The 21,931-nt window shown below is 70.3% G+C and carries 19 protein-coding genes and 1 tRNA gene; 15 read left to right on the forward strand and 5 right to left on the reverse strand.

Translation table 11 applies throughout. The features are described from left to right. The first annotated feature begins 11 nt into the window (after window positions 1–11). A complete protein-coding gene (locus ACY34K_RS18800; protein WP_462748475.1) occupies window positions 12–992 on the forward strand; it encodes an ArsA family ATPase in 981 nt (326 codons plus the stop codon). Beyond that, entirely contained in the window at window positions 989–2,311 is a 1,323-nt protein-coding gene (locus ACY34K_RS18805; protein ID WP_462748477.1) for an ArsA family ATPase, read from the forward strand. Before ACY34K_RS18800 ends, ACY34K_RS18805 begins: the two co-directional genes overlap by 4 nt. Window positions 2,312–2,627: 316 nt before the next feature. Here the strand turns inward: ACY34K_RS18805 and ACY34K_RS18810 are convergent, their stop codons facing one another. Then, a complete protein-coding gene (locus ACY34K_RS18810; RefSeq protein ID WP_058940833.1) occupies window positions 2,628–2,972 on the reverse strand; it encodes a WhiB family transcriptional regulator in 345 nt (114 codons plus the stop codon). Between the two features lie 428 nt (window positions 2,973–3,400). On the opposite strand from ACY34K_RS18810, the gene ACY34K_RS18815 reads away from it, so the two are divergent. Beyond that, window positions 3,401–5,626, forward strand: coding sequence for a transglycosylase domain-containing protein (locus ACY34K_RS18815; protein WP_462748480.1), 2,226 nt, complete (start codon window positions 3,401–3,403; stop codon window positions 5,624–5,626). 70 nt (window positions 5,627–5,696) lie between these two features. On the opposite strand, the gene ACY34K_RS18820 is transcribed toward ACY34K_RS18815, so the two are convergent. Next, window positions 5,697–6,161, reverse strand: a complete 465-nt coding sequence (locus ACY34K_RS18820) for a GatB/YqeY domain-containing protein (RefSeq protein ID WP_462748482.1) — start codon at window positions 6,159–6,161, stop codon at window positions 5,697–5,699. A 76-nt stretch (window positions 6,162–6,237) separates the two neighbouring features. Between ACY34K_RS18820 and ACY34K_RS18825 the strand changes: the two genes are divergently transcribed. From ACY34K_RS18825 to ACY34K_RS18835, 3 genes are all read left to right on the forward strand, one after another. Continuing rightward, entirely contained in the window at window positions 6,238–7,176 is a 939-nt protein-coding gene (locus tag ACY34K_RS18825) for a metallophosphoesterase (protein WP_462748485.1), read from the forward strand. Between the two features lie 215 nt (window positions 7,177–7,391). After that, window positions 7,392–7,465, forward strand: a tRNA-Pro gene (locus tag ACY34K_RS18830). Between the two features lie 266 nt (window positions 7,466–7,731). Then, window positions 7,732–9,297 (forward strand): FG-GAP repeat domain-containing protein, encoded by a 1,566-nt coding sequence (locus tag ACY34K_RS18835; protein WP_462748488.1) that lies wholly within the window; start codon window positions 7,732–7,734, stop codon window positions 9,295–9,297. Between the two features lie 102 nt (window positions 9,298–9,399). Here the strand turns inward: ACY34K_RS18835 and ACY34K_RS18840 are convergent, their stop codons facing one another. Beyond that, window positions 9,400–9,564, reverse strand: a complete 165-nt coding sequence (locus ACY34K_RS18840; RefSeq protein WP_462748490.1) for a hypothetical protein — start codon at window positions 9,562–9,564, stop codon at window positions 9,400–9,402. A gap of 411 nt (window positions 9,565–9,975) precedes the next feature. Here ACY34K_RS18840 and ACY34K_RS18845 point away from each other — a divergent pair, with 411 nt between their 5' ends. Together ACY34K_RS18845 and ACY34K_RS18850 are read left to right on the forward strand one after the other, a co-directional pair. Further along, window positions 9,976–10,632, forward strand: a complete 657-nt coding sequence (locus ACY34K_RS18845) for an RNA polymerase sigma factor (protein ID WP_462748492.1) — start codon at window positions 9,976–9,978, stop codon at window positions 10,630–10,632. After that, window positions 10,629–11,723, forward strand: a complete 1,095-nt coding sequence (locus ACY34K_RS18850; RefSeq protein WP_462748494.1) for a CU044_5270 family protein — start codon at window positions 10,629–10,631, stop codon at window positions 11,721–11,723. The genes ACY34K_RS18845 and ACY34K_RS18850 overlap by 4 nt, the downstream gene beginning before the upstream one ends. A 302-nt stretch (window positions 11,724–12,025) precedes the next feature. Here the strand turns inward: ACY34K_RS18850 and ACY34K_RS18855 are convergent, their stop codons facing one another. Continuing rightward, the gene (locus ACY34K_RS18855) at window positions 12,026–13,522 is read right to left on the reverse strand and encodes an aminopeptidase P family protein (protein ID WP_462748496.1); all 1,497 of its coding nucleotides are present in this window, start codon (window positions 13,520–13,522) and stop codon (window positions 12,026–12,028) included. Between the two features lie 659 nt (window positions 13,523–14,181). Between ACY34K_RS18855 and ACY34K_RS18860 the strand changes: the two genes are divergently transcribed. From ACY34K_RS18860 to ACY34K_RS18890, 7 genes are read left to right on the forward strand one after another with little or no spacing between them, the layout of a single operon-like run. Further along, a complete protein-coding gene (locus tag ACY34K_RS18860) occupies window positions 14,182–15,435 on the forward strand; it encodes an MFS transporter (protein ID WP_462748498.1) in 1,254 nt (417 codons plus the stop codon). 4 nt (window positions 15,436–15,439) lie between these two features. Continuing rightward, window positions 15,440–16,327 (forward strand): cupin-like domain-containing protein, encoded by an 888-nt coding sequence (locus ACY34K_RS18865; RefSeq protein WP_462748500.1) that lies wholly within the window; start codon window positions 15,440–15,442, stop codon window positions 16,325–16,327. After that, window positions 16,324–17,604: an 8-amino-7-oxononanoate synthase family protein gene (locus ACY34K_RS18870; protein ID WP_462748502.1), complete on the forward strand. Its 1,281-nt coding sequence runs from the start codon at window positions 16,324–16,326 to the stop codon at window positions 17,602–17,604. Before ACY34K_RS18865 ends, ACY34K_RS18870 begins: the two co-directional genes overlap by 4 nt. Further along, on the forward strand, window positions 17,601–18,500 hold the full coding sequence (locus tag ACY34K_RS18875; protein ID WP_462748504.1) for an HpcH/HpaI aldolase/citrate lyase family protein: 900 nt from the start codon (window positions 17,601–17,603) through the stop codon (window positions 18,498–18,500). Before ACY34K_RS18870 ends, ACY34K_RS18875 begins: the two co-directional genes overlap by 4 nt. Continuing rightward, window positions 18,487–19,437 carry an acetaldehyde dehydrogenase (acetylating) gene (locus ACY34K_RS18880; protein WP_462748505.1) on the forward strand — a complete coding sequence of 317 codons (951 nt, stop codon included), beginning with the start codon at window positions 18,487–18,489 and terminating at the stop codon, window positions 19,435–19,437. The genes ACY34K_RS18875 and ACY34K_RS18880 overlap by 14 nt, the downstream gene beginning before the upstream one ends. Beyond that, window positions 19,434–20,456 carry a 4-hydroxy-2-oxovalerate aldolase gene (gene dmpG / locus ACY34K_RS18885; RefSeq protein WP_462748506.1) on the forward strand — a complete coding sequence of 341 codons (1,023 nt, stop codon included), beginning with the start codon at window positions 19,434–19,436 and terminating at the stop codon, window positions 20,454–20,456. Before ACY34K_RS18880 ends, dmpG begins: the two co-directional genes overlap by 4 nt. Further along, a complete protein-coding gene (locus ACY34K_RS18890) occupies window positions 20,453–21,430 on the forward strand; it encodes an ornithine cyclodeaminase family protein (protein WP_462748508.1) in 978 nt (325 codons plus the stop codon). Before dmpG ends, ACY34K_RS18890 begins: the two co-directional genes overlap by 4 nt. Here the strand turns inward: ACY34K_RS18890 and ACY34K_RS18895 are convergent. After that, a complete protein-coding gene (locus ACY34K_RS18895) occupies window positions 21,400–21,921 on the reverse strand; it encodes a MaoC family dehydratase (protein WP_462748511.1) in 522 nt (173 codons plus the stop codon). The two genes, ACY34K_RS18890 and ACY34K_RS18895, sit on opposite strands and share 31 nt — an antisense overlap. Window positions 21,922–21,931: the final 10 nt, after the last annotated feature.

The following is a 21,931-nucleotide window of genomic DNA, read 5'->3' on the forward strand; positions in this document are numbered from 1 at the left end:
GGCTCGAAGGCGTGAGCAGGCTCCAGGTCGTCAGCGGCAAGGGCGGTACCGGTAAGACGACGGTCGCCGCCGCCCTCGCGCTCGCCCTCGCGACCGAGGGAAAGCGCACTCTCCTCGTGGAGGTCGAGGGCAGACAGGGCATCGCGCAACTCTTCGAAACGGAGGCCCTTCCCTACGAGGAGCGGAAGATCGCCGTCGCACCAGGCGGCGGCGAGGTGTACGCGCTGGCGATCGACGCCGAGCGCGCGCTCCTCGACTACCTCCAGATGTTCTACAAACTGGGCAGCGCGGGCCGGGCGCTCAAGAAGCTCGGCGCGATCGACTTCGCCACGACCGTGGCGCCGGGCGTGCGGGACGTGTTGCTGACCGGCAAGGCCTGCGAGGCGGTGCGCCGCCGGGAGAAGCCGGAGAAGCAGGGCAACAAGCAGGGCCGGTACGTCTACGACTACGTCGTCATGGACGCCCCGCCGACCGGGCGGATCACCCGCTTCCTGAACGTGAACGACGAGGTGGCGGGGCTGGCCAGGATCGGCCCGATACACAATCAGGCACAGGCCGTGATGCGGGTGCTGAAGTCTCCGGAGACGGCGGTGCACCTGGTGACGCTGCTGGAGGAGATGCCGGTCCAGGAGACCGCCGACGGTGTCGCCGAGCTGCGCGCGGCCGATCTGCCGGTCGGCAACGTCATCGTGAACATGGTGCGGCCGCAGGTCCTGGACGAGGACGCGGTCCGGGCGGCGGCCGGGGACCGCAAGGACATCGCCAAGGCGCTCACGTCGGCGGGTGTGAGCGGCGCGGCCCGGCTCGTGACACCGCTCCTGGACCAGGCCGCCGAGCACGCCCGGCGGGTGCAGCTGGAGCGGGAGCAGCGCGAGGCGCTGGCGAAGCTCCAGGTACCGGCGTACGAACTGCCTCTCCTCGGCGAGGGCGCCGACCTCGCCGGGCTGTACCGACTGGCCAAGGAACTGCGGAAGCTCGGGGTGAGCGCATGACTCTCGACACGGCAGCCGGCCGCGGCACCGCGTCCGGCCTGGAGGCGGCCGCGGCCCTGGAGGTCGATCCGCTGCTGGACGACCCGGCGACCCGCATCATCGTGTGCTGTGGCGCCGGCGGGGTCGGCAAGACGACGACGGCGGCGGCACTGGGCGTACGGGCCGCCGAGCGCGGCCGCAGGGTCGTCGTCCTGACCATCGACCCGGCCCGCCGGCTGGCCCAGTCGATGGGCATCGACCAGCTGGACAACGTTCCGCGCCGGGTCGGCGGTATCGAGGGTGACGGCGAACTGCACGCCATGATGCTCGACATGAAGCGGACCTTCGACGAGATCGTCGAGGCGCACGCCGACCCCGAGCGGGCCCGGGCGATTCTTGCGAACCCCTTCTACCAGTCCCTGTCGGCCGGTTTCGCGGGCACGCAGGAGTACATGGCGATGGAGAAGCTGGGGCAGCTGCGGGCGCGCGACGAGTGGGACCTGATCGTCGTGGACACCCCGCCGTCACGCTCGGCACTGGACTTCCTGGACGCGCCGAAGCGGCTGGGGTCCTTCCTCGACGGGAAGTTCATCAAACTGCTGATGGCTCCGGCGAAGGTGGGCGGCCGGGCGGGGATGAAGTTCCTGAACGTCGGCATGTCGATGATGACGGGGACGCTGGGGAAGCTGCTGGGGGGTCAGCTGCTGCGCGACGTGCAGACCTTCGTGGCGGCGATGGACACGATGTTCGGCGGATTCCGCACCCGGGCCGATGCCACGTACCGGCTGCTCCAGGCCCCGGGCACGGCCTTCCTGGTGGTGGCGGCGCCCGAGCGGGACGCGCTGCGCGAGGCGGCGTACTTCGTGGAGCGGCTGGCGGCGGAGGAGATGCCGCTGGCCGGTCTGGTCCTCAACCGGGTCCACGGGAGCGGCGCGGCCCGGCTCTCCGCCGAGCGCGCGCTGGCCGCCGCGGAAAATCTTGACGAAGGCCGCATTGTGGATCATAGGTCCGGGAAGACTGGTGTTCGTGGCCCTGGGGCCACCTCTCCCGAGCTTCCCGAGCTTTCCGAGTCGTACGAGAACGAGTCCATGGAGTCGCACCGTGAGCCGACCGCGGCCTCGGCGGCGCCGTCGCCCGCTGTGGCGCGGTTGACCGCGGGGCTGCTTCGCCTGCACGCGGAACGGATGCAGGTACTCGCGCGTGAGCGGCGCACACGTGATCGTTTCACCGCGCTCCACCCCGAAGTGGCGGTCACCGAAGTGCCCGCGCTGCCGGGTGACGTACACGATCTGTCCGGGCTGCGCGTCATCGGCGAGCGGCTCGCCACGCCCAGCACATAGCGGCACCACGGTGCCCACACCCGGGCATCACGGCGTCACGGCATTACGGCGTCACGACATCAGGGCGTACCGACGTCACTGCATCACGACGTCACACGGCCTCACGACGTCACGACGTCACGGCCTCACGGCCTCACGGCCTCACGGCCTCACGGCCAAGCGTGTGGCAGGTCGTGCGCCGGCATGGCACGACGTACCGGTGCGGCGACGATGCGCTCGCGCGTGCGACATCGGCGCGGTGTTCGAGCAGCGGCTCAAGGCCCTGACTTCCCAAGGCCCTGGCGGCCGTACCCGGAGGGGCGGGGAGCGTGGTCTCCTAACCCACTGCCGCGTACGTCTCGTAGGTCTCGTCGTCGTCCAGCGCGACGGGCAGGATGCCCGCGCTCCGCTCGTACTCCGTACGCGCGGTCTCCAGCAGGCGGCGCCATGAGGTGACGGTGGGCCGACGGCGCAGCAGCGCACGCCGCTCACGCTCCGTCATGCCGCCCCACACGCCGAACTCGACGCGATTGTCCAGCGCGTCGGCCAGGCACTCGGTCCGCACCGGGCACCCGGTGCACACCGCCTTGGCCCTGTTCTGCGCCGCTCCTTGTACGAACAGTTCATCCGGATCGGTAGTGCGGCAGGCCGCCTGCGCACTCCAGTCAGCTACCCAGCCCATACCGGCGCCGTCCTCTCCCGAATCGAGGCTCCCCCACGGCGGCAGCGGCATATTCACCGCTGCCAGTTGAGGACGTTACGGAAGGTGGGCACAGCGCAACACCCCCTTCGGGCCCAATCTTGAATGGCCCGAACGGACTATGCGTACGCGGCAGATCACCCAGGGGAGTGAGCGAAAGGCATAGCGGGCATTTCGCTCATTTCTTCAGCACTGAGGTCAATTCGCAGCGGTCAATGACTGACACACGCTATGGAAACGGACATGGCTTCACGCGACTCGGGAAACGTGGGAAGACATGCCGAGGACTAGGGAGGACTAGCGATGCGGGGAGGGGTCTTGCTGTGGGACCGCAACTGCTGTGACAGTTGTGACCAGCTTAGGCCAAGGCATATACGCGTGTCCGGCGAATGAGAACGTAGGCTGCCTCCATGCCAAAGAAGCGCTCGGGCGGTGGTCTGACCGGGATCCAGCAGGCCGCCAAGTTCCTCGGTGTCAGCGTGCTCTCCGGAGCCGTACTCGCGGGCATCGCCCTGCCCGCCGCCGGAGCACTGGGGCTCGCGGCGAAGGGCACGGTCCAGGGATTCGACGAGATTCCGGCCAATCTCAAGCGGCCCCCGCTGAGCCAGCGCACGACCATCCTGGACTCGCAGGGCGGCCAGATCGCCACGGTCTACTCCCGCGACCGCACGGTGGTGGAGCTCAAGGACATCTCCCCGTACATGCAGAAGGCGATCGTCGCGATCGAGGACTCGCGCTTCTACGAGCACGGGGCCATCGACCTCAAGGGCGTGCTGCGGGCACTGAACCGCAACGCCCAGTCGGGCGGTGTCGCCCAGGGCGCGTCGACGCTGACCCAGCAGTACGTGAAGAACGTCTTCGTGGAGGAGGCCGGCGACGACCCCGACAAGGTCGCCCAGGCCACCCAGCAGACCCTCGGCCGCAAGATCCAGGAGCTGAAGTACGCGATCCAGGTCGAGGAGGAGCTCGGGAAGAAGAAGATCCTCGAGAACTACCTCAACATCACCTTCTTCGGACAGCAGGCGTACGGCATCGAGGCCGCCTCCAAGCGGTACTTCTCCAAGCCCGCCAAGCAGCTGACGCTCGAGGAGGCGGCGATGCTGGCCGGCATCGTGCAGTCGCCGAGCCGGTACGACCCGGTCAACGACGTCCAGGAGGCGACCAAGCGCCGCAACGTCGTCCTCCAGCGCATGGCCACCGTCGGCGACATCAGCCAGGCGGAGGCCGACCGCGCCAAGGCCGCGCCCATCAAGCTGAAGGTCAGCAAGCCGAAGAACGGCTGCATCACCGCCGTCGACGGCGCCGGTTTCTTCTGCGACTACGTGCGCGAGGTCTTCCTCTCCGACCCGGTCTTCGGAAAGGACCGCGAGGAGCGGAGCAAGATCTGGAACCGTGGCGGTCTGACCATCCGGACCACGCTGGACCCGAAGGCACAGAAGTCGGCGCAGCAGTCGATAAAGGATCACGTCTACCAGACCGACAAGGTCGCCACCGCCGTGACCATGGTCCAGCCCGGCACCGGCAAGATCGTGGCGATGGGCCAGTCCAAGCCGTACGGCTTCGGCAAGAACGAGACCCAGATCAACTACTCGGTCAACAAGAAGATGGGCGGCTCGAACTTCGGCTTCCCGACCGGTTCGACGTTCAAGCCGTTCGTCGCGGCCGCGGCCCTGGAGCAGGGCAAGCCGCCGACCCAGGTCTACCCGTCGCCCTACCAGATGCCGTACCCGTCCTCCGTGTCGACGTGCAGCGGTAAGCCGTGGGTCAACCAGGGCGACACCGTGGAGAACGAGAACGAGTCCGAGGTCGGGCCGTACGCGCTCAGGGAAGCGATGGCCAAGTCGGTCAACACGTACTTCGTACAGATGATCGGCGAGATCGGCATGTGCCCGGTCGTGGAGATGACCAGCAAGCTGAACGTCGTACAGGGCAACGACCAGAAGCTGCCCGAGGTGCCGGCGATCTCGCTCGGCTCCAAGGGCGTCTCGCCGCTGAACATGGCCACCGCGTACGCGGCCTTCGCCAACCGCGGCGTGTTCTGCACGCCGACCGCGATCGAGTCCATCACCACGGCGGACGGCAAGAACCTGCCGGTACCGCGGACCAGGTGCTCCAAGGCGATGTCCGAGCGGACCGCCGACACGATCAACAACCTGCTGCGTGATGTGATCGATTCCGGTACGGGTCGCGCGGCCGGTCTGTCGTCCCGGGACAACGCGGGCAAGACCGGTACGACCGACAGCCGCAAGAACGCCTGGTTCGTGGGCTACACACCGAACCTCTCCGGCGCGGTCTGGGTCGGCAGCGCCAGCCAGGACGTCGAGATGCAGTACATCACCATCGGCGGCCAGTACCACGAGAAGGTGTTCGGTGGTCAGGTCCCCGGCCCGATCTGGAAGGACGCCATGACCGGCGCCCTGGAGGGCGAGGACGCACCGTCGTTCGTGGAGGTCGCCATCCCGGACGTCCCGACGGGCGACGACAAGCCGAAGCCCACGCCCGGAAAGCCGGGGAAGCCCAGCAAGCCCGGTGACGACGGCGACGACGACCCGTGGCCGGACATCTCCTTCCCGCCGGACCTGATCGGCGGCGGCAACCAGCGCGGCCAGGGGAGCACCGGCGGCACCGGAAGGTAGCCGGTAAGCAGAAGAGGGGGCGCCCCGCCGGACCGGCGGGGCGCCCCCTTTACGTCCTGTGCCGCGCCGGTCAGCCGGCGAGGAGCTGCTTGACCGCGGCGGCGACCCGGCCGCCCTCGGCGCGGCCCGCGACCTTCGGGTTCACGATCTTCATGACGGCGCCCATCGCACGCGGCCCCTCGGCCCCGGCGGCCCTGGCCTCCTCCACCGCCTGCGCCACGATCTCCCGGAGCTCGTCGTCACCCAGCTGCTTCGGCAGGTAGGCGTCCAGGACGACACCTTCCGCCTTCTCCCGCTCGGCCTGCTCGGCGCGACCGCCCTGGGCGAAGGCGTCAGCCGCCTCACGGCGCTTCTTCGCCTCCTTGGCGATCACCTTCTGCACCTCGTCGTCGGAGAGCTCGCGCTTCTCCTTACCGGCGACCTCCTCCTTCGTGATCGCGGCGAGGGTCAGCCGGAGCGTCGAGGAGCGCAGCTCGTCGCGCTCCTTGATCGCGGCGTTGAGGTCATCCTGCAGCTTGGACTTGAGCGTGGTCATGCGCCCAGTGTGGCAGGTGCCGCGGTCGGCCCGCCCGCGCATTTCCGCACCCCCGTTCGTCTGCGACGATGGCCCCATGCGTGCGCGATACGGAGTCCCCCTGAAGATCACGGCAGGAATCGCAGCGGTCGGCGCGGCCGGCGTGGCGTATGCCGCCGGGTTCGAAGTCCGATCCTTCCGGCTCCGCCGGGTCACGGTTCCCGTACTGCCCCGAGGGGTGCGCCCGCTGCGGGTGCTCCAGGTCTCCGACATCCACATGGTCGCGGGACAGCACAAGAAGCGCGCCTGGCTGCAGCGGCTCGCGGCGCTGCGCCCGGACTTCGTGGTCAACACCGGCGACAACCTCTCCGACCCCGACGGCGTCCCCGAGCTCCTGGACGCGCTCGGCCCCCTCCTCGCATACCCGGGGGTGTACGTCTTCGGGTCCAACGACTACTACGGCCCGAAGCTCCGCAACCCCGCCCGGTACCTGATCGAGAAGGCCCAGGGACGCCACGGGCTGAACGGCAACGCCCCGGCCGTCGGGGTCGTCCACAACCCGTGGGAAGAGATCCGCGACGCCTTCGACACGGCGGGCTGGGTCGACCTGTCGAACCGGCGCGGCCGCCTCAAGCTCGACGGCCTGGAGCTGGCCTTCACCGGCCTGGACGACCCCCACATCAAGCGGGACCGCTACCAGCGGGTCGCGGGCGGCCCGGAACGGGACGCCGACCTCTCGGTGGGCGTCGTCCACGCCCCCTACCTGCGCTCCCTCGACGCCTTCACCGCCGACGGCTACCCCCTGATCCTGGCCGGCCACACCCACGGCGGCCAGCTGTGCATCCCCTTCTACGGCGCCCTGGTCACCAACTGCGACCTCGACACGGACCGGGTCAAGGGCCTCTCCACCCACCACACGGGCGGCCACACCTCGTACCTGCACGTCTCCGCGGGCTGCGGCACCAACCGCTACACCCCGATCCGCTTCGCCTGCCCCCCGGAGGCGACGCTGCTCACGCTGACCCCCCGGGACTGAGCCTCCCACCCCCGGGGGCCGCCGCGACACCGGCCTCGCGGAGCAGCCCCCGGGGCGGCCACTCCGCGACGGGCGCCCACCCGCGTCCCCGCCCGGCGGACAACGCCAGGCGGACAACGCCAGGCGGACAGCACCGGGCGGGCCCGGAAAACCGGATTTCGTCTCCGGGCGGGAGTGGGCTAAAGTAAACGACGTCGCCGGGACAACGGCGACATCGGGGTGTAGCGCAGCTTGGCAGCGCGCTTCGTTCGGGACGAAGAGGTCGTGGGTTCAAATCCCGCCACCCCGACAGAGAAGTACCAGGTCAGGCACCTACTGAAGCCAGTAGGTGCCTGACCTGTTTCGTGTGGGGGGGCCGTGCTGGGAGGAATCTGGGGCAAGATCGCCCGGCGAGGGGCAATCGCCCAGCCACCGGCGGAAGGTGGTGGCGGTCGGCACGGGGGCTCGCTGCTAGGATCCGCGCACTTGTGCGGGGACGGTCGAAGCTGGGGGGCGGGCGCCGTCCCACGATCCCACGCGGTCCTTGGGGGGCTGTTTCTCTTGGCACGACTTGGCATGCGCCGACCACACTTCTCGAACCAGCGACGGTTCGCCCGCACTTCCTGGGCGGCCCGTGCGGGGACCGGTACGGCGCTCGCGGGTGCACTGCTGGGCGGACTGGTGGGCACGGCGCAGCCCGCCGCCGCCGCGACTCCCCCCGTGCCGTCCTGGGTCGTTCCGCTGCTCTACGCGTCTCCGAGCGGCACCCTGCGGTCCTGCACGGGCATCTCCCTCTCCCCGCAGAGGACGCTGGTCCCGCCGGATTGCTTCACCGGACGGTCCGACGCAGACGTGGTGTGGTCGTACTCGCTCTCCACCGGGCAGCGTCACAGTGGCGCAGGCAATCCGTCCTACCGCACCCATCCGCAGTTCAACGCCGGCAACCGCCAGGCAGCCATCGGCGTCCAGCAGGGCCCGAGCCCCTACTCGGCGGCCGGCACGCCGGTGCTCGCCGGCCCGGGAGACACCGCTCTCTACACGGCCGGGGCCCCCGCAACGTTCCACTCCTGGTCCGGATCAGGCGGCATCGACGGGCAGCGGGTACGGCACAGCGAGCAGGTCGTGGTGCGCCGCAGCGCCGACTGCGCTGCAGCGCTCGGCCTCGGCAGCAGCCTGCCGCCGGGCATCATCTGCACGTCGGCGGTGCCCGGTACGCCCACGCCGGACCCCAAGGAGCAGTGCGCGGGCGACTCCGGCGGCGCCTTGGTCGCGGGCGGAAAGCTGGTGGCGGTCTCCGCGACCGGCCCGACTTCCTGTGTCCGCGCCGGAATGCGGCTCTACACGGCCGTTCCCACGTACCGGGCGGTCGTCGAGGAGTGGACCCGGGACGTCGGTTTCTTCGACTGGCGCCAGCCCGGCTCCATCCTCGGGCTGGAGCCCGTCGGGGTGGTCGACGTGCTGGAAGCCCGGCCGTACGCCAAGGACCCCGTCGACAGCAACGGCTGGTTCCTTCCCCCGAACGGAACCAACCTGGTCCTCCAGGCCGGTGACCTCAACGGGGACCGGCGTGCCGACCTGCTCGCCCGCACCTCCAACGGCACCTTGTACCGGCTGCCGGTGACGACCACGTCCGGCACCGGCAGCCCGGTCGGCCTCGGCACCGGCTGGGGCCGCTACAACCGCATCCTGGCCATGCGGGACATGTCCGGCGACGGCCGCCCCGACGTGGTGGCCCGTGACGGCAACGGCGACCTGTGGATGCACCCCGGCAACGGATCCGGCGGCTTCGGCACACGGGTGAAGATCGGCGCCGGCTGGGGCGGGTTCAACGCCCTGGCGGGCCGCAGCGACGTGTCCGGGGACGCCCGCCCCGACCTGCTCGCCAGGGACGCCAACGGTGACGTATGGCTGTACCGGGGTAACGGGAAGGGTGGTTTCCTCCCGCGTACGAAGATCGGCGCAGGGTGGAAGTCCTTCAACGCCATCGTCGCTTCGGGCGACTTCGACGACGACGGGCGGCAGGACGTCATCGCCCGTACGTCAACCGGCGCGGCGTACCTCTACAACGCCAACAACACCGGCGGGCTCACGACGCCCAAACTCATCACCTCGTACTGGAAGAGGTATACGGCCCTTACCTGACACCGGGCAAAGACCGTCTCGCACTTCGTGGAAAAGCTCGTGGTTCCACCCCGACGCTGAACCGAAGGGCAACTCGACAGCCGGGCCGGGAATGGCGCTCGTTCAGAGTGTCACCGTGAAAAACGGAGCCCACAAGCGGTTGTTGGCGTGGGCGAACGAGTACCCGATGGCCTTCTGGCCGGAGTCGACGACGACAGCGGTACCGAGAAGGGTCACGTGGAAGACCTGCCCGGCCGCCAGGGCAACGGTTGTCTCGATGTCAGGCACGTAGATCTGATCCGCGTACTCACCGCTCGCGCCCGTCTGAGAGGTGTGGCTCCACAACCTGACGACCTTGTGCCCCTGAGGAAGAACCGTTCCGGAGCCATTCGGGGAAACAGCGGTCAGAAAGGACCGCCCACACTCGTGGAGCTCATAACGCGAACCGGTCGCATGGGATCTTGCCCGCGTCGGACTTCCACGGTGCCGTAACCAGGGAGGTCGAATGGGGGCCAAATGGGGGGCACATGGAGAGCAAGCGGCGCGGATGACCGATGACGCTCATGGACGTCCCGGGCGCGGCCATGGCGGCCCGATACGGGGCCACCGGCCGGCGGGAAGGTCGGGAAGGTGCGCTGTGGCGCAGGTCACGGGAAGCCGGCAGGCGGTGCCGGACAGCTCATGGACGTGAGCACTCAAATGCGTACCCGGGTTCGGGCCGGGGATCCCAGCGCGTTCGCGGAGCTGTTCGACAGCTGCGCCCGCGCGGTCTACAACCATGCCTTCCGGCTCACCGCCGACTGGTCGACGGCGGAGGACGTGATGGCCGCGACGTTCATGGAGGCGTGGCGGCTGCGCGACCGGGTCGACCCCGAGGGCGGCTCCCTGCGGCCCTGGCTGCTGGGCATCGCCACCAACACCGCCCGCAACCAGTACCGGAGCAACCGGCGCTACCGGGCGGCGGCGAACGCTGCGGCGGCGGCCGAGCTTTCGGTGCCGGACCACGCCGAAGAGGTGGTGGAACGGGTCGACGACCGGCGCCGCCTCGCGAAGGCCCTGACCGCTCTCGCCTCGTTGCGCAGGACGGAGCGTGAGGTGGTGGCGCTCTGCCTCGGGGAGGGCCTGGACTACGAGGCCGCGGCGGAAGCCCTCGGGATCGCGGTCGGCACCGTCGGCTCGCGCCTGTCCCGGGCACGCAAGAAGCTGCGCGCGCTCGCGGAGGACGAGCCGGCGGTTGCGGCTGCCGGCAGGACGCGGAAGTCCGTGCCAGGAAAACGGGAAGGCAGCCGCTCCGCCCGACAGACAAGAGGTGATCACGTAAACGTGGTCCGGCCCGCGCAGGGAGGAAACCGATGAACGCGAGCACGTCCCGGCAGAGTCCGGCCGAACGGGAAGACGGCCGGGAGCTGCTGGCCCGGACGGCACGTGACCTGCCGGCGGGCCGTCACCAGTTCCACAAGGAGCGTCTGATGGCCCACATCCAGCAGGAACAGCAGCAGGAACAGCACACGCAGACCGCAGCCACCGCGAAGGCACGGCGTTTCCGGCTGCCGCGCCCGGCGATCGCCCTGCCCGCCATGGCTGCCGTCCTGGCCGGTACGGTCGTCGCCCTGATGGTGATGCCCGGCGCCGAGAGCAACGGCGGCCTCGCCACGGGCCCCGCCCTGACCACCACGGTGGGCGTCGCGTCCGCCAAGGGAGCGCCGCAGCTGCTCGACCGGCTCTCGCTGGAGGCGGCCCGGAAGCCCCGTCCGGCGGTCAAGCCCGGCCAGTACGTCTACATCGAGTCCAAGATGGCCGACACCTTCGTGAGGACCGACCGGGGCAAGAGCACCCTGGCCAGCCATGAGCTGCACACCCGCCAGATCTGGCAGTCCCCCGACGGCACCAAGGGCTGGCTCGTCGACCCCGCCGTCAACGACAGCCCCGAGGGGGAGACCCTGAGCCTTCCCGACGAGCAGGGCAACACGCCGGTGGCCACCCTGAACGCCCCCTCGTACGACCTGCTGGCCGGGCTGACCACGGACCCCGGCCAACTGCTCGCGAGGATCTACGAGGAGGGCGAGGGGAAGGGCCGCTCCGCCGATCAGCAGGCGTTCACCACGATCGGGGATCTCCTCGGTGAGAGCTATCCGCCCGCGGAGCTGTCCTCGGCCCTGTTCAAGGCCGCCGCGAAGATTCCCGGTGTCGTCGTCGTGCAGGACGCCGCGGACGCGGTGGGCCGGCCGGGTGTGGCGGTGGCCCGGCTGGACGAGAGCAGCGGTCAGCGTGAGGAGTGGATCTTCGACAGCAGGACCCACGTCTTCCTGGGCAAGCGCGTCGTCCAGGTGAAGGAGTCCAGCGAGCAGGGCGTCGTGATCAAGCCCGGCACGGTATTGCACACCAGCGCCATCATGCACCGGACCGTTGTCGACGACATCAAGCAGACCCCTCAGCGGGCCGGCTGACGCTACGACGGTGCCCGCGGCCCTCGCCGCGCAGGCCGCCAGCCATCACGGTGATGCCACGCCGTATGACGCCCGCGGTTGACCGCCGCGGGTGCTGGGCGATCACTGCAAGCAGACCCCCTCGGCCCGCACCCGGTACCTCCGGGGGCGGGCCGAGCCGCTGTCCCGGGCTTCCGGCCCGGACAAGGCCACAGACCGGCCCGGAAGGGACCGGCCCGGACAAGGCCACAGGCCGGCCCGGAAGGGACCGGCCCGGTGAAGGCCGCAGGCCGGCCCGCAGGAGGCCGGCCCGGAGAGGATCTTCAGCCGCGGAGGCGGGCCATCCAGGCCTCGACCTCGTCCGCCTGGCGGGGCAGGGCGGACGAGATGATCTCGTTGCCGTCCTCGGTGACGAGGATGTCGTCCTCGATCCGGACGCCGATGCCGCGGTACTCCTCCGGCACGGTCAGGTCGTCCTCCTGGAAGTACAGCCCCGGCTCGACGGTGAGGACCATGCCCGGCTCCAGGAGGCCCTCGACGTACATCTCGGTGCGGGCCGCGGCGCAGTCGTGGACGTCGAGGCCGAGCATGTGGCCGGTGCCGTGCATGGTCCAGCGGCGCTGGAGGCCGAGCTCGAGGACCTTGTCCACGTCCATGTCACCGAACAGGCCCCAGGAGACCAGGCGTTCGGCGAGGACGGCCTGCGCGGCGCGGTGGAAGTCGCGGTAGTCCGCGCCCGGCTTGACGGCCTCGATACCGGCCGACTGGGCGTCGTACACGGCGTCGTAGATCTTGCGCTGGAGCGGGGTGAAGGTGCCGTTGATCGGCACGGTGCGGGTGACGTCCGCCGTGTAGAGGTTGCGGGTCTCCACACCGGCGTCGAGCAGCAGCAGCTCGCCGGGGCGGACGGGGCCGTCGTTGCGCACCCAGTGGATGGTGGTGGCGTGCGGGCCGGCGGCGGCGATCGTGGCGTAGCCGACGTCATTGCCCTCGACACGGGCGCGCAGGAAGAACGTGCCCTCGATGTACCGCTCCGAGGTGGCCTCCGCCTTGTCGAGGGAGCGGACGACGTCCTCGAAGCCGCGGGCGGTGGCCTCGCAGGCGAAACGCAGGTCGGCGATCTCGAAGTCGTCCTTGACGCGGCGCATCTCGGAGAGGAAGACGCGGAATTCCTCGTCGCGCTCGGCGGTGACCTTGTCGGTCAGGGCGGACTCGATGGTGGCGTCGTGGCCGCGCAGCAGCCGGACCGGTCCGGTGGCCTCCTTGAGCGCGTCGGCCAGGGTGCGGACGTCCTTGCAGGGCAGGCCGAGGAGCTTCTCGTTCTCGGTCAGGCTGTTGCGGCGGCCGTCCCACAGTTCGCCGCGGCCGGAGAGCCAGAACTCACCGCTGTCGCGGTCGGAGCGGGGCAGCAGGTAGGCGGTGGCCTCGTGGCCGTCCGCCGTGGGTTCGAGGACCAGTACGGCGTCCTCGGTCTGGTCGCCGGTCAGGTAGACGTAGTCGGAGGAGGCGCGGAAGCGGTAGTCCGTGTCGTTGGCACGGATCTTGAGGTTGCCGGCGGGGACCACCAGGCGCTCGCCGGGGAAGCGGGCGGAGAGCTCGGCGCGGCGGCGGGCCGTGTGCGCGGCCTGCGGGATGGGCCGGAGGTCGTGCCGCTCGGTGTCGGCCCAGCCCTGCTTCATGTTCTCGGCGAGCTCGTCGCTCACCCCGCGCTCCAGACCGTTCTTCCGCTGCTCTATGGCTTCGCTCTCCTCGGCCTCCGGGGTCTCCGGGGTCTGGGATGCCTGGCCGGACTCCTGGCTCTCGGACGTCCGCTCGGACACGACTGCCTCCTGAATATCGGTCACGACCGCCTCTGGATCGCATGCGGCCGGCAGCCATCGTAGGGGCGGCCGAGCCCGGGCGCGTCTCAGCCTGTGAGATGCGCCGCCTGTGCAGTACAACGCCCTGCGACGGGCCGTGGGGGCCGCGATCCTCAAGTTGACCGGAACCGCGCGGCGCGCGGCGCCGTCGGGCCGTGCGCGTACCGCGGGATGCTGATCCGCCGGCGCACACCGGTCTCTATTCACGCACGGCCGATGGAACAGCACGAGAGCATGAACGACCCCGGCCCGCCACAGCCACTGACAGTACAGGTAATTGTGGCCAGGCGAATCGGGCCTTGCTGTAAACATCGGAATCACTTCGGGCAAAGAAAACTTTGCCGTTGCCGAGGCCGCCGCAGGGGTGCCGCCCGCGTCCTTCGACAAGGCTCGGGTCAAGTGAAATCGCCCTGGTCAGAAGGGTGTTGAGGGTGTTTCAGGGTATTGACATGGGTAGAGGGCGGCCCTAGGATGACGCCGCTGTACGGGGCAGGGGCAGGGGGGATCGACACAGTCAGTGCGGAACATTCTGTTCCCTGGCGTGTGACGGGGGACCAGGTTTTCCGGCCCAAGTTCGTCAGGTTTTCTCAGGATTTCCATTCCGCACTGACGGGGGCATTGTGTCCGAGGGCGCTTCGGAGTCGAATTCGGGGCTCGGATCCTATTTACGGCTGCTGCGGACACCGGGCGCCGCGGCGCTGGCGTTCTGGGGCATGGTCGGCCGATTCCCGATCGCCATGCGGCCCATCGGCTGCCTGCTGCTGATCTCGGCGACCACCGGATCGCTGGGCGACGCGGGCACGGTGGCCGCGGCGATGCTGGTCTCGCAGGGGATCGCCGCGCCGGTGCTCGGCCGGCTGGCCGACCGGCGCAGTCAGCGCACGGTTCTGCTCACCACCTGTCTGGGGCACGCGGTGGGCATGACGATGCTGCTGGTGTCGGTCGCGCTCGACGCCCCGCTGTGGGTGATGGTCGTGGCGGCGGCGGCCACCGGGTGCACGTCGGTGTCGTTCACCGGGTTCATGCGGGCGCGCTGGGCGGCGTTCGTCGACAAGGGGGCGCTGCGGACCGCGTACGCCATGGAGTCGATGCTCGACGACACGATCTTCCTGGTCGGGCCCCTGCTGGTCACCGTGCTGACCTCGTCGGTGCACCCGGCAGGCGGCCTGGTGGCCTGTGTGGTGCTGACCGTGACCGGGTCGATCGTCGTGGCGCTGCACCGCCGGTCCGAGCCGGCCGACGCGCCGAAGCCGGACCACACACCGCGACGGGCGATCGGCGTGCCCGGGGTGTGGGTGCTGATGATCGCGTACGCCGGTATGGGTTTCCTGTTCGGCGCGGTGGACGTCTCGATGGTCGCGTTCGCCCAGGAGCGGTCGGCGCCGGGTCTCGGCGGTGTGCTGCTGGCGCTGATCGCGGTGGGCAGTCTGGTCGCCGGCATGGCCTACGGCGCGGTGAACTGGCGGATCCCGCAGGCCCGCCTGCTCTGCGTCACCACGCTCGTGCTGACGCTGAGCGCGGTTCCGCTGGCGTTCGCGGACTCGTTCGTCGTGATGGGCCTCCTCGCCGTGGTCGCCGGTGTGGCGATCTCCCCGGCGCTGATCGCGGGCAGCACACTCCTGGAATCGGTGGCTCCGAAGGGCGCGCTCTCCGAGGCGTTCTCGTGGCTCAACAGTTGCGGTGCCCTCGGCATCGCGTCGGGTACGGCCGTCGGCGGGCACCTGGCCGACCTGGGCACTTCCGCGCACGCGGCATGGGCGGGCGTCGGCGGCGGGATCGTCGCCCTCGGCTTGAGTCTCGCCGGGCAGCGGGCGCTGCGGAGGGGGGAGCCGGCTCCGCGGCCGGCTTCCGAGATGGCAGTTGCAGAGCAGTGAAAAAATGAACGATGAGGACAGAGTTGTGAATACAGCGCATTCTGTGTCCGGGCGGGACAGTCTCGGGGGCCTACCGGTCCCCCGCATCTCGTTCGACGAGTTCATGGCCTTCGGACGGGAGGCCCTCATCCGGGCCGATGTCCCGGTGATCATCACGCTGCCGAAGGGCACCGAGGGGCTGGGCCGCGACGGTGTGGCCGAGCGTCTCGGGGACATGATGGTCACCCTGTTCACCGAGCCGAGCAACAAGCAGAACGCGGAGCGGTGGACCACCCGGGAGATCAGGCTCCGCGAGTTCTTCGAGAACGACGAGTACATGACGGATCCCGGCACGTGGAACCGCATCGTCTCGAACTTCCGCAACAGCCCGGCCGACGTCAACGCGATCCTCGGTTTCGACGCCGGGAAGCTCTTCGACTACCGCGGCCCGATGAACGCCGCCAACCTGTGGATCAGCCACAAGGGGGTGTTCACCCAGAGCCACTTCGACGAGCTGGAGAACTTCAACATCTGCCTGGAGGGCCGCAAGCGGTTCGTCCTGGCTCCCCCCGGTTTCTGGGAGTACTACCCCCGCTCCCTCAAGGACGGGTTCGGTGACAAGTCCCAGGTCTTCGACTTCGACGACGTGGACTGGGCGCGCTACCCGAAGCTGGCCTCCAAGCTGGCCCAGCGCCGGGAGCTGATCCTGGAACCCGGCCAGATGCTCTACCTGCCGCTCGGCTGGTGGCACCAGGCCGAGTCGCTGGACGAGATGAACATCAACATGAACTTCTGGCTGCGTGACGCCAAGATCTTCCGCAGGCCGTACGTGCTCGGCGTGGCGATCTACACCGCGGTGTTCCGGAAGCTGAAGGGCGTCTACAACTACGAGCCGGCGGGGACGAATTCATGACCGAGCGCAAGACCATCACGCCGGCCCACCGGTACCGCAACAACGACAAGCTGATCGGCATCGGCAACGAGTTCTGGGACATGTCGGAGCGCAACGGGCTGGCCGGCATCGTGGCCGACCTCGACGCCGGGACGGGCGTCCTGCGCACCACCGAGGGGCATGAGTTCATCGCGCCGGGCCATGAGTTCATCAACTTCAGCTGCTGCTCCTACCTGGACCTCGACTCGCATCCCCGGGTGATCGAGGGTGGCATCGACGCGATGCGGCGCTACGGCGTGCTCGACCACTGCATCGCCCGCAGCCGGGTGCAGATACCCGCCATGCAGGAGCTGGAGACGTCGCTCGGCGAGCTGTTCGGTGCCCAGGTGGTCTGCTCCATCGCCGCGAGCACCGCGACGTTCGGGCTGCTGCCGCTGATCGCCTCGGGCCACCTGGGCAACGGCACCCGGCCCCTGATGATCTTCGACAAGAACGCCCATGTGTCGATGGCCAACGTCAAGCCGGTCTGCGCCGACGAGACCGAGGTCGTCACGTCCCGGCACCACGACCTCGACTACATCGAGGACATGTGCAAGAAGTACGCCAAGGTCGCCTACGTCTGCGACGGCAGCGACAGCCTGGGCGGATACGCGCCGGTCAAGGAACTGGCCGAGCTGCAGGAGAAGTACGGCCTGCTGGTCTACTACGACGACTCCCACTCGCTGTCCGCGTACGGTGAGCGGGGCGTGGGCTACGTCCGCACGCACAACCCGGTCCAGGACGAGCGCACCATCACGGTGGTGACCCTGAACAAGGCGTTCGGCACCAGCGGCGCGGCGATCGTGCTCGACGGGCAGTCCAAGGAGACGCTGCGCATCATCGAGCGCTTCGGCGGCGCCCTGAACTACTCGCAGCTGCTGAACACCGCCTCGGTCGGCGCGTCCCTCGCCTCGGCGGAGATCCACCGGACCGCCGAGCTCACCACGCTGCAGAATCGTCTCTACGGCAACATCGAGCTGTTCGACTCGCTGATCCACACCGACCAGGCCGGCAGCACCTTCCCGATCCGGCTCGTGCCGATGAGCGACTCGACCGTGATCGAGGCGGGCCGCCGGGTGATCGAGGCCGGGTTCTACGTCTCGCCGGTGTTCTTCCCGATCGTCGCGCGCGGTACGGCGGGCCTCCGCGTCATGATGCGCGCCGGGCAGACCGAGGAGCAGATCCGCGGCCTGTGCAAGGTGCTGGCCGAGGTCGGCGCGGAGACCGCCGGCCCCCTGCCGGGAGAGGGGGACCGATGACGGGCAGTGCCCGCGCGATCCCCCGCAGCATCCTCTACACCCCCGCGCTCTCCCTCGACCGGGTCGTGGGGGCCTGGTCGTACGACGCGGACGTCCATCTGATCGACCTGGAGGACTCCGTCCCGCCGCAGGAGAAGGCGGCGGCACGCAAGGTGTGCCGGGCGGCGCTGGAGAAGGCGCCCGAGCCGGCGAACGTCGCCGTGCGCGTCAACGAGCTGGGCACCGTCGAGGCGGTGCACGACATCGTGATGCTCACCGAGTGCGCCGTCCGGCCCGGCTTCGTCGTGATGACGATGGTGGACTCCGCGGTCGAGGTGACGCTGATGCGCGCGACCCTCGCATCGGCCGGGATGCACCCGCAGATCTACGTGACCCTGGAGACCCCGGCGGCCGTCGCCGGCATCGACGCGATCGCGGCGGCCGCCGACGGACTGGTCCTCGGCTCCGCCGATCTGGCCGCGACCCTGGGTGTCGAGATCACGTGGGCCGGCCTGCTCTCGGCCCGCCAGGCGATGGCCATGGCCTGCGCCCGGTACGGTACGGCCTGCGTCGACACCGCCAACTTCCGGCTGTCCGAGCCCGAGGTGTTGACGGAGGAGATCGACCGAATACGCGAGCTGGGCTTCCACGGCAAGGCGGCCGTGCACCCGAGCGAGCTGGACGCGATCAACGGGGCCCTGCGGCCCGACCCGGACGGCCTGCGGTTCGCCCGGCGGGTCACCGAGGCCGTGGGGGAGGCCGGCGGCGGGATCGCGGTCCTCGACGGCAGCATGGTCGGCCCGCCGTTCGCCCGGATGGCCCGCACCACGGTGGCCCGCGGCGACGCGTGGACCGAGCGGTTCGGGCGGCCGGCGGGGAGCGCCGGCGGCGAGGAGGCCGGCCATGGCCGTCGCTGAGGACGTGACCGTCGCCCAGGGGGCTACCGCCGGGGAGGCGGGAGCCGCCTGGCCCGTCACCGTCGCCGTCATCGGGACCGGCGCCATCAGCCAGGACCTGGTCGGCAAGATCCATCGCTCTCCCGTGCTGGAGTGCGGCCTGGTCGCCGGACGCAACCCCGACTCCGCGGGCCTCGCGTACGCCGCGGGCCTCGGGATCCCCACCACCGCGGGCGGGATCGACGCGATTCTCGCGGCCCCGCGCCCCTTCGACGTGGTGTTCGACGCCACCAACGCCATGTCGCACGCCGAGCACTGGCGGCTGCTCCGGCCGCTGGGCACGCTGCTCATCGACATGACCCCCAGCAAGGTGGGTCAGATGGTGGTGCCGACCGTGACGGGGACGCAGCCGCCGGCCGTGCGCAACGTCAACCTGATCAGCTGCGGCGGGCAGGCCTCCGTCCCGGTGGCGCACGCGCTCGCCGGCGCCTTCCCGGTGGAGTACATCGAGGTCGTCTCCACGGTGGCCAGCACCATCGCGGGCCGGGCCACCCGGCTCAACCTCGACGAGTACGTCGCCACGACCCAGGACGCCCTCTCGGCTTTCTCGGGCGTGCGGGACACCAAGGCGATCCTCAACATCAGCCCGGCCGTGCCGCCCGCGACCTTCCGGACGGCCGTCCACGCGGTCGTGCCCGGCGCCGACGCCGAGAGGGTGCGCGCCGTCGTGGCCGAAGCGGCGGAGCGGGTACGGGCGTTCCAGCCCGGCTACGACGTGGTGGCCTGCACGGTGAACGGCGACCGGATCGTCGTGTCCCTGGAGGTCATGGCGGACAGCGATGTGCTGCCCCCGTACGCGGGCAACCTCGACATCATCAACTCGGCCGCCATCCTGGTCGCCGAACAGCACGCGGCCCGGCTCGCCCCGGCCGCCGCCCGGACGGAGGCGGGCGGATGAGCGCCGTGGTGATCCACGACCCGACGCTGCGCGACGGCCAGCACGCCGTGCGCCACCAGCTCGGTGTGGAGGCACTGCGCGGATACGCGGAGGCGGCCGACGCGGCCGGCGTCCCGGTGGTGGAGGTGGGTCACGGCAATGGCCTGGGTGCCTCGTCCCTCCAGGTGGGCCGTGCCGCCGTCAGCGACGACCTGATGCTGTCGACCGTGCGGGAGGCCCTGCGCGGCAGCAAGCTGGGCGTCTTCATGCTGCCCGGCTGGGGCACCTCGGGCGATCTGCGCAGGGCCGTCGCGCACGGCGCCGATGTGATCCGCATCGGCGTGCACTGCACCGAGACGTCACTGGCCGAGCGGCACCTCGAAGCGCTGCGTGAGGCGGGTGCCGAGGCGCACTGCGTGCTGATGATGAGTCATATGGCGACGCCCGCGGAACTGGCCGAGCACGCCGCGAACGCCGTGTCCTACGGGGCGCAGGCGGTCGGGATCATGGACTCGGCCGGTCACTTCCTGCCGCGGGACGTGACCGAGCGGATCGGCGCGATCGCCGGGGCCGTCGGCGCCGGGGTCCCCGTGATCTTCCACGGGCACAACAACCTCGGGATGGCCGTCGCGAACTCGGTCGCGGCAGCCGAGGCGGGGGCCCGGATCATCGACGGCTGCGCCCGTGGCTTCGGCGCCGGCGCGGGCAACACGCAACTGGAGGTGCTGGTGCCGGTCCTGGAGCGGACCGGCTTCGAGACCGGTATCGACCTGTACGCGCTGCTGGACGCCGCGGAGTTCGCCGAGCGGGAGCTGATGCCGGCGCCGCCGGTCACCGGCTCGCTGAGCATCGTCAGCGGCCTGGCCGGGGTGTTCTCCGGGTTCAAGCACCAGGTGCTGGACCGTTCGGCACGGGCCGGGGTCGATCCGCGCGATGTGTTCTTCGAGCTCGGCAGGCGTCAGGCCATCGCCGGCCAGGAGGACCTGATCGTCGATGTGGTGGCGGAGCTGAGCGCGCGGAAGAGGGGCACGGCGGCATGACCGGACCGGTGACGATCGGCGCCGCCGGCATGGCGGGCCAGGACCGGCTGGTGCGGGTGATCGACGCCCTGGCCGAGGCGTTCGAGGACCTGTCGGCGGGGCGCACGGCCTCGCCGTCCCGCACGGTGGTCGAGCACGGCACGGCCGGCGTGCGGCGGGACCTGCTGGCCGGTACGGCGGTCTGGCGGCGGCGCGGCGTGGGCAGCGTCAAGATCACCACGCTCACCGAGGACAACGCGGGCCGTGGCCTTCCGCTGATTCACGGGGTGGTCGTGCTGACCGACCTGGAGACGGGCCGGATCACGGCGCTGCTCGACGGTGCCGAGCTGACCGCCGTCCGCACCGGCGCGGTCGCGGGCCTCGCGACCCGGCTGTGCGCGCCCGAGGACGCCGAGGACCTGGCCGTCATCGGCGCGGGGGTGCAGGCGCGAGCGCTGGTGCGGGCGGTGTCGGCCGTGCGTCCGATCCGCTCGGTGCGGGTGTTCTCCCGGACCCCCGCCCGCACGGAGGAGTTCGCCCGGTGGGTGAGCGACTCCGTGGGCGGGCCGGTCGCGGTCAGGGTGTGCGACACGGCGAAGGCCGCCGTCGCCGACGCCCAGGTCGTCTGCACGACGACCTCGACCGGCGGCCGCACGCCCCTGGTGGCGGCCGACTGGGTCGCCCCCGGGGCGCACGTCAACGTGATCGGCGGGACTCACGAGGACGCCGTGGAGGTCGACCCGGCCCTGCTGGCGGACGCGTTCGTCGTGGTGGAGGAACGCGCCGCGGCCGTCGAGGAGGCGGGCGAGGTGCGGGCGGCGCTGGCCGGCGGGCTGATCGGCGAGGACGAGCTGCACGAGCTGGGCACCCTCGTCGCCGGTGGGGCCGCCGCGGCGGGCGGCCGCACCTCGGTGTTCCGCGGCGTCGGCATGGCCATCGAGGACACGGCCGCCGCGGCCGCGCTCTACGAGGCCGTGGGGGCCGCCGGGGGCTGATGGCCCGCCTCGCGGCAGCGGACCATGAAGGAACGCTCGAAGACGATGACGGGCTCCCCCGTCGACTTCGTACCGGTCGTCTCCACCGTGATGATCCCCTGCCCGGGGCGGGACTTCGACAGCCTCTTGTCGAGGATCCGGCTCGTCGCGTACAGCGTGTCCCCGACGAACACCGGGTCCTTCAGGCGGACCTTGTCCCAGCCGAGGTTGGCCACCGCCCGCGCGGACAGCGCCTGCACGGTCATGCCGCCGACCAGGCAGAGGGTTATGCCGCTGTTGACCAGCACCCGCCCGTACTCGGCGCCCTCCCCGTAGTGGGTGTCGAAGTGCAGCGGGTGCTGGTTCATGGTCAGCAGGGTGAGCCAGGTGTTGTCGGTCTCGCTGATGGTCCGGCCGGGCCAGTGGCGGATCACCATGCCGGGCTCGAAGTCCTCGTAGTCCCCGCCGTGCTCCTCGACGTACTCGTTGTCCTGGACGCGGCGCAGTGTCATGCGTCGTACT

The sequence above is a fragment of the Streptomyces sp. STAM6 genome, from assembly GCF_054963715.1.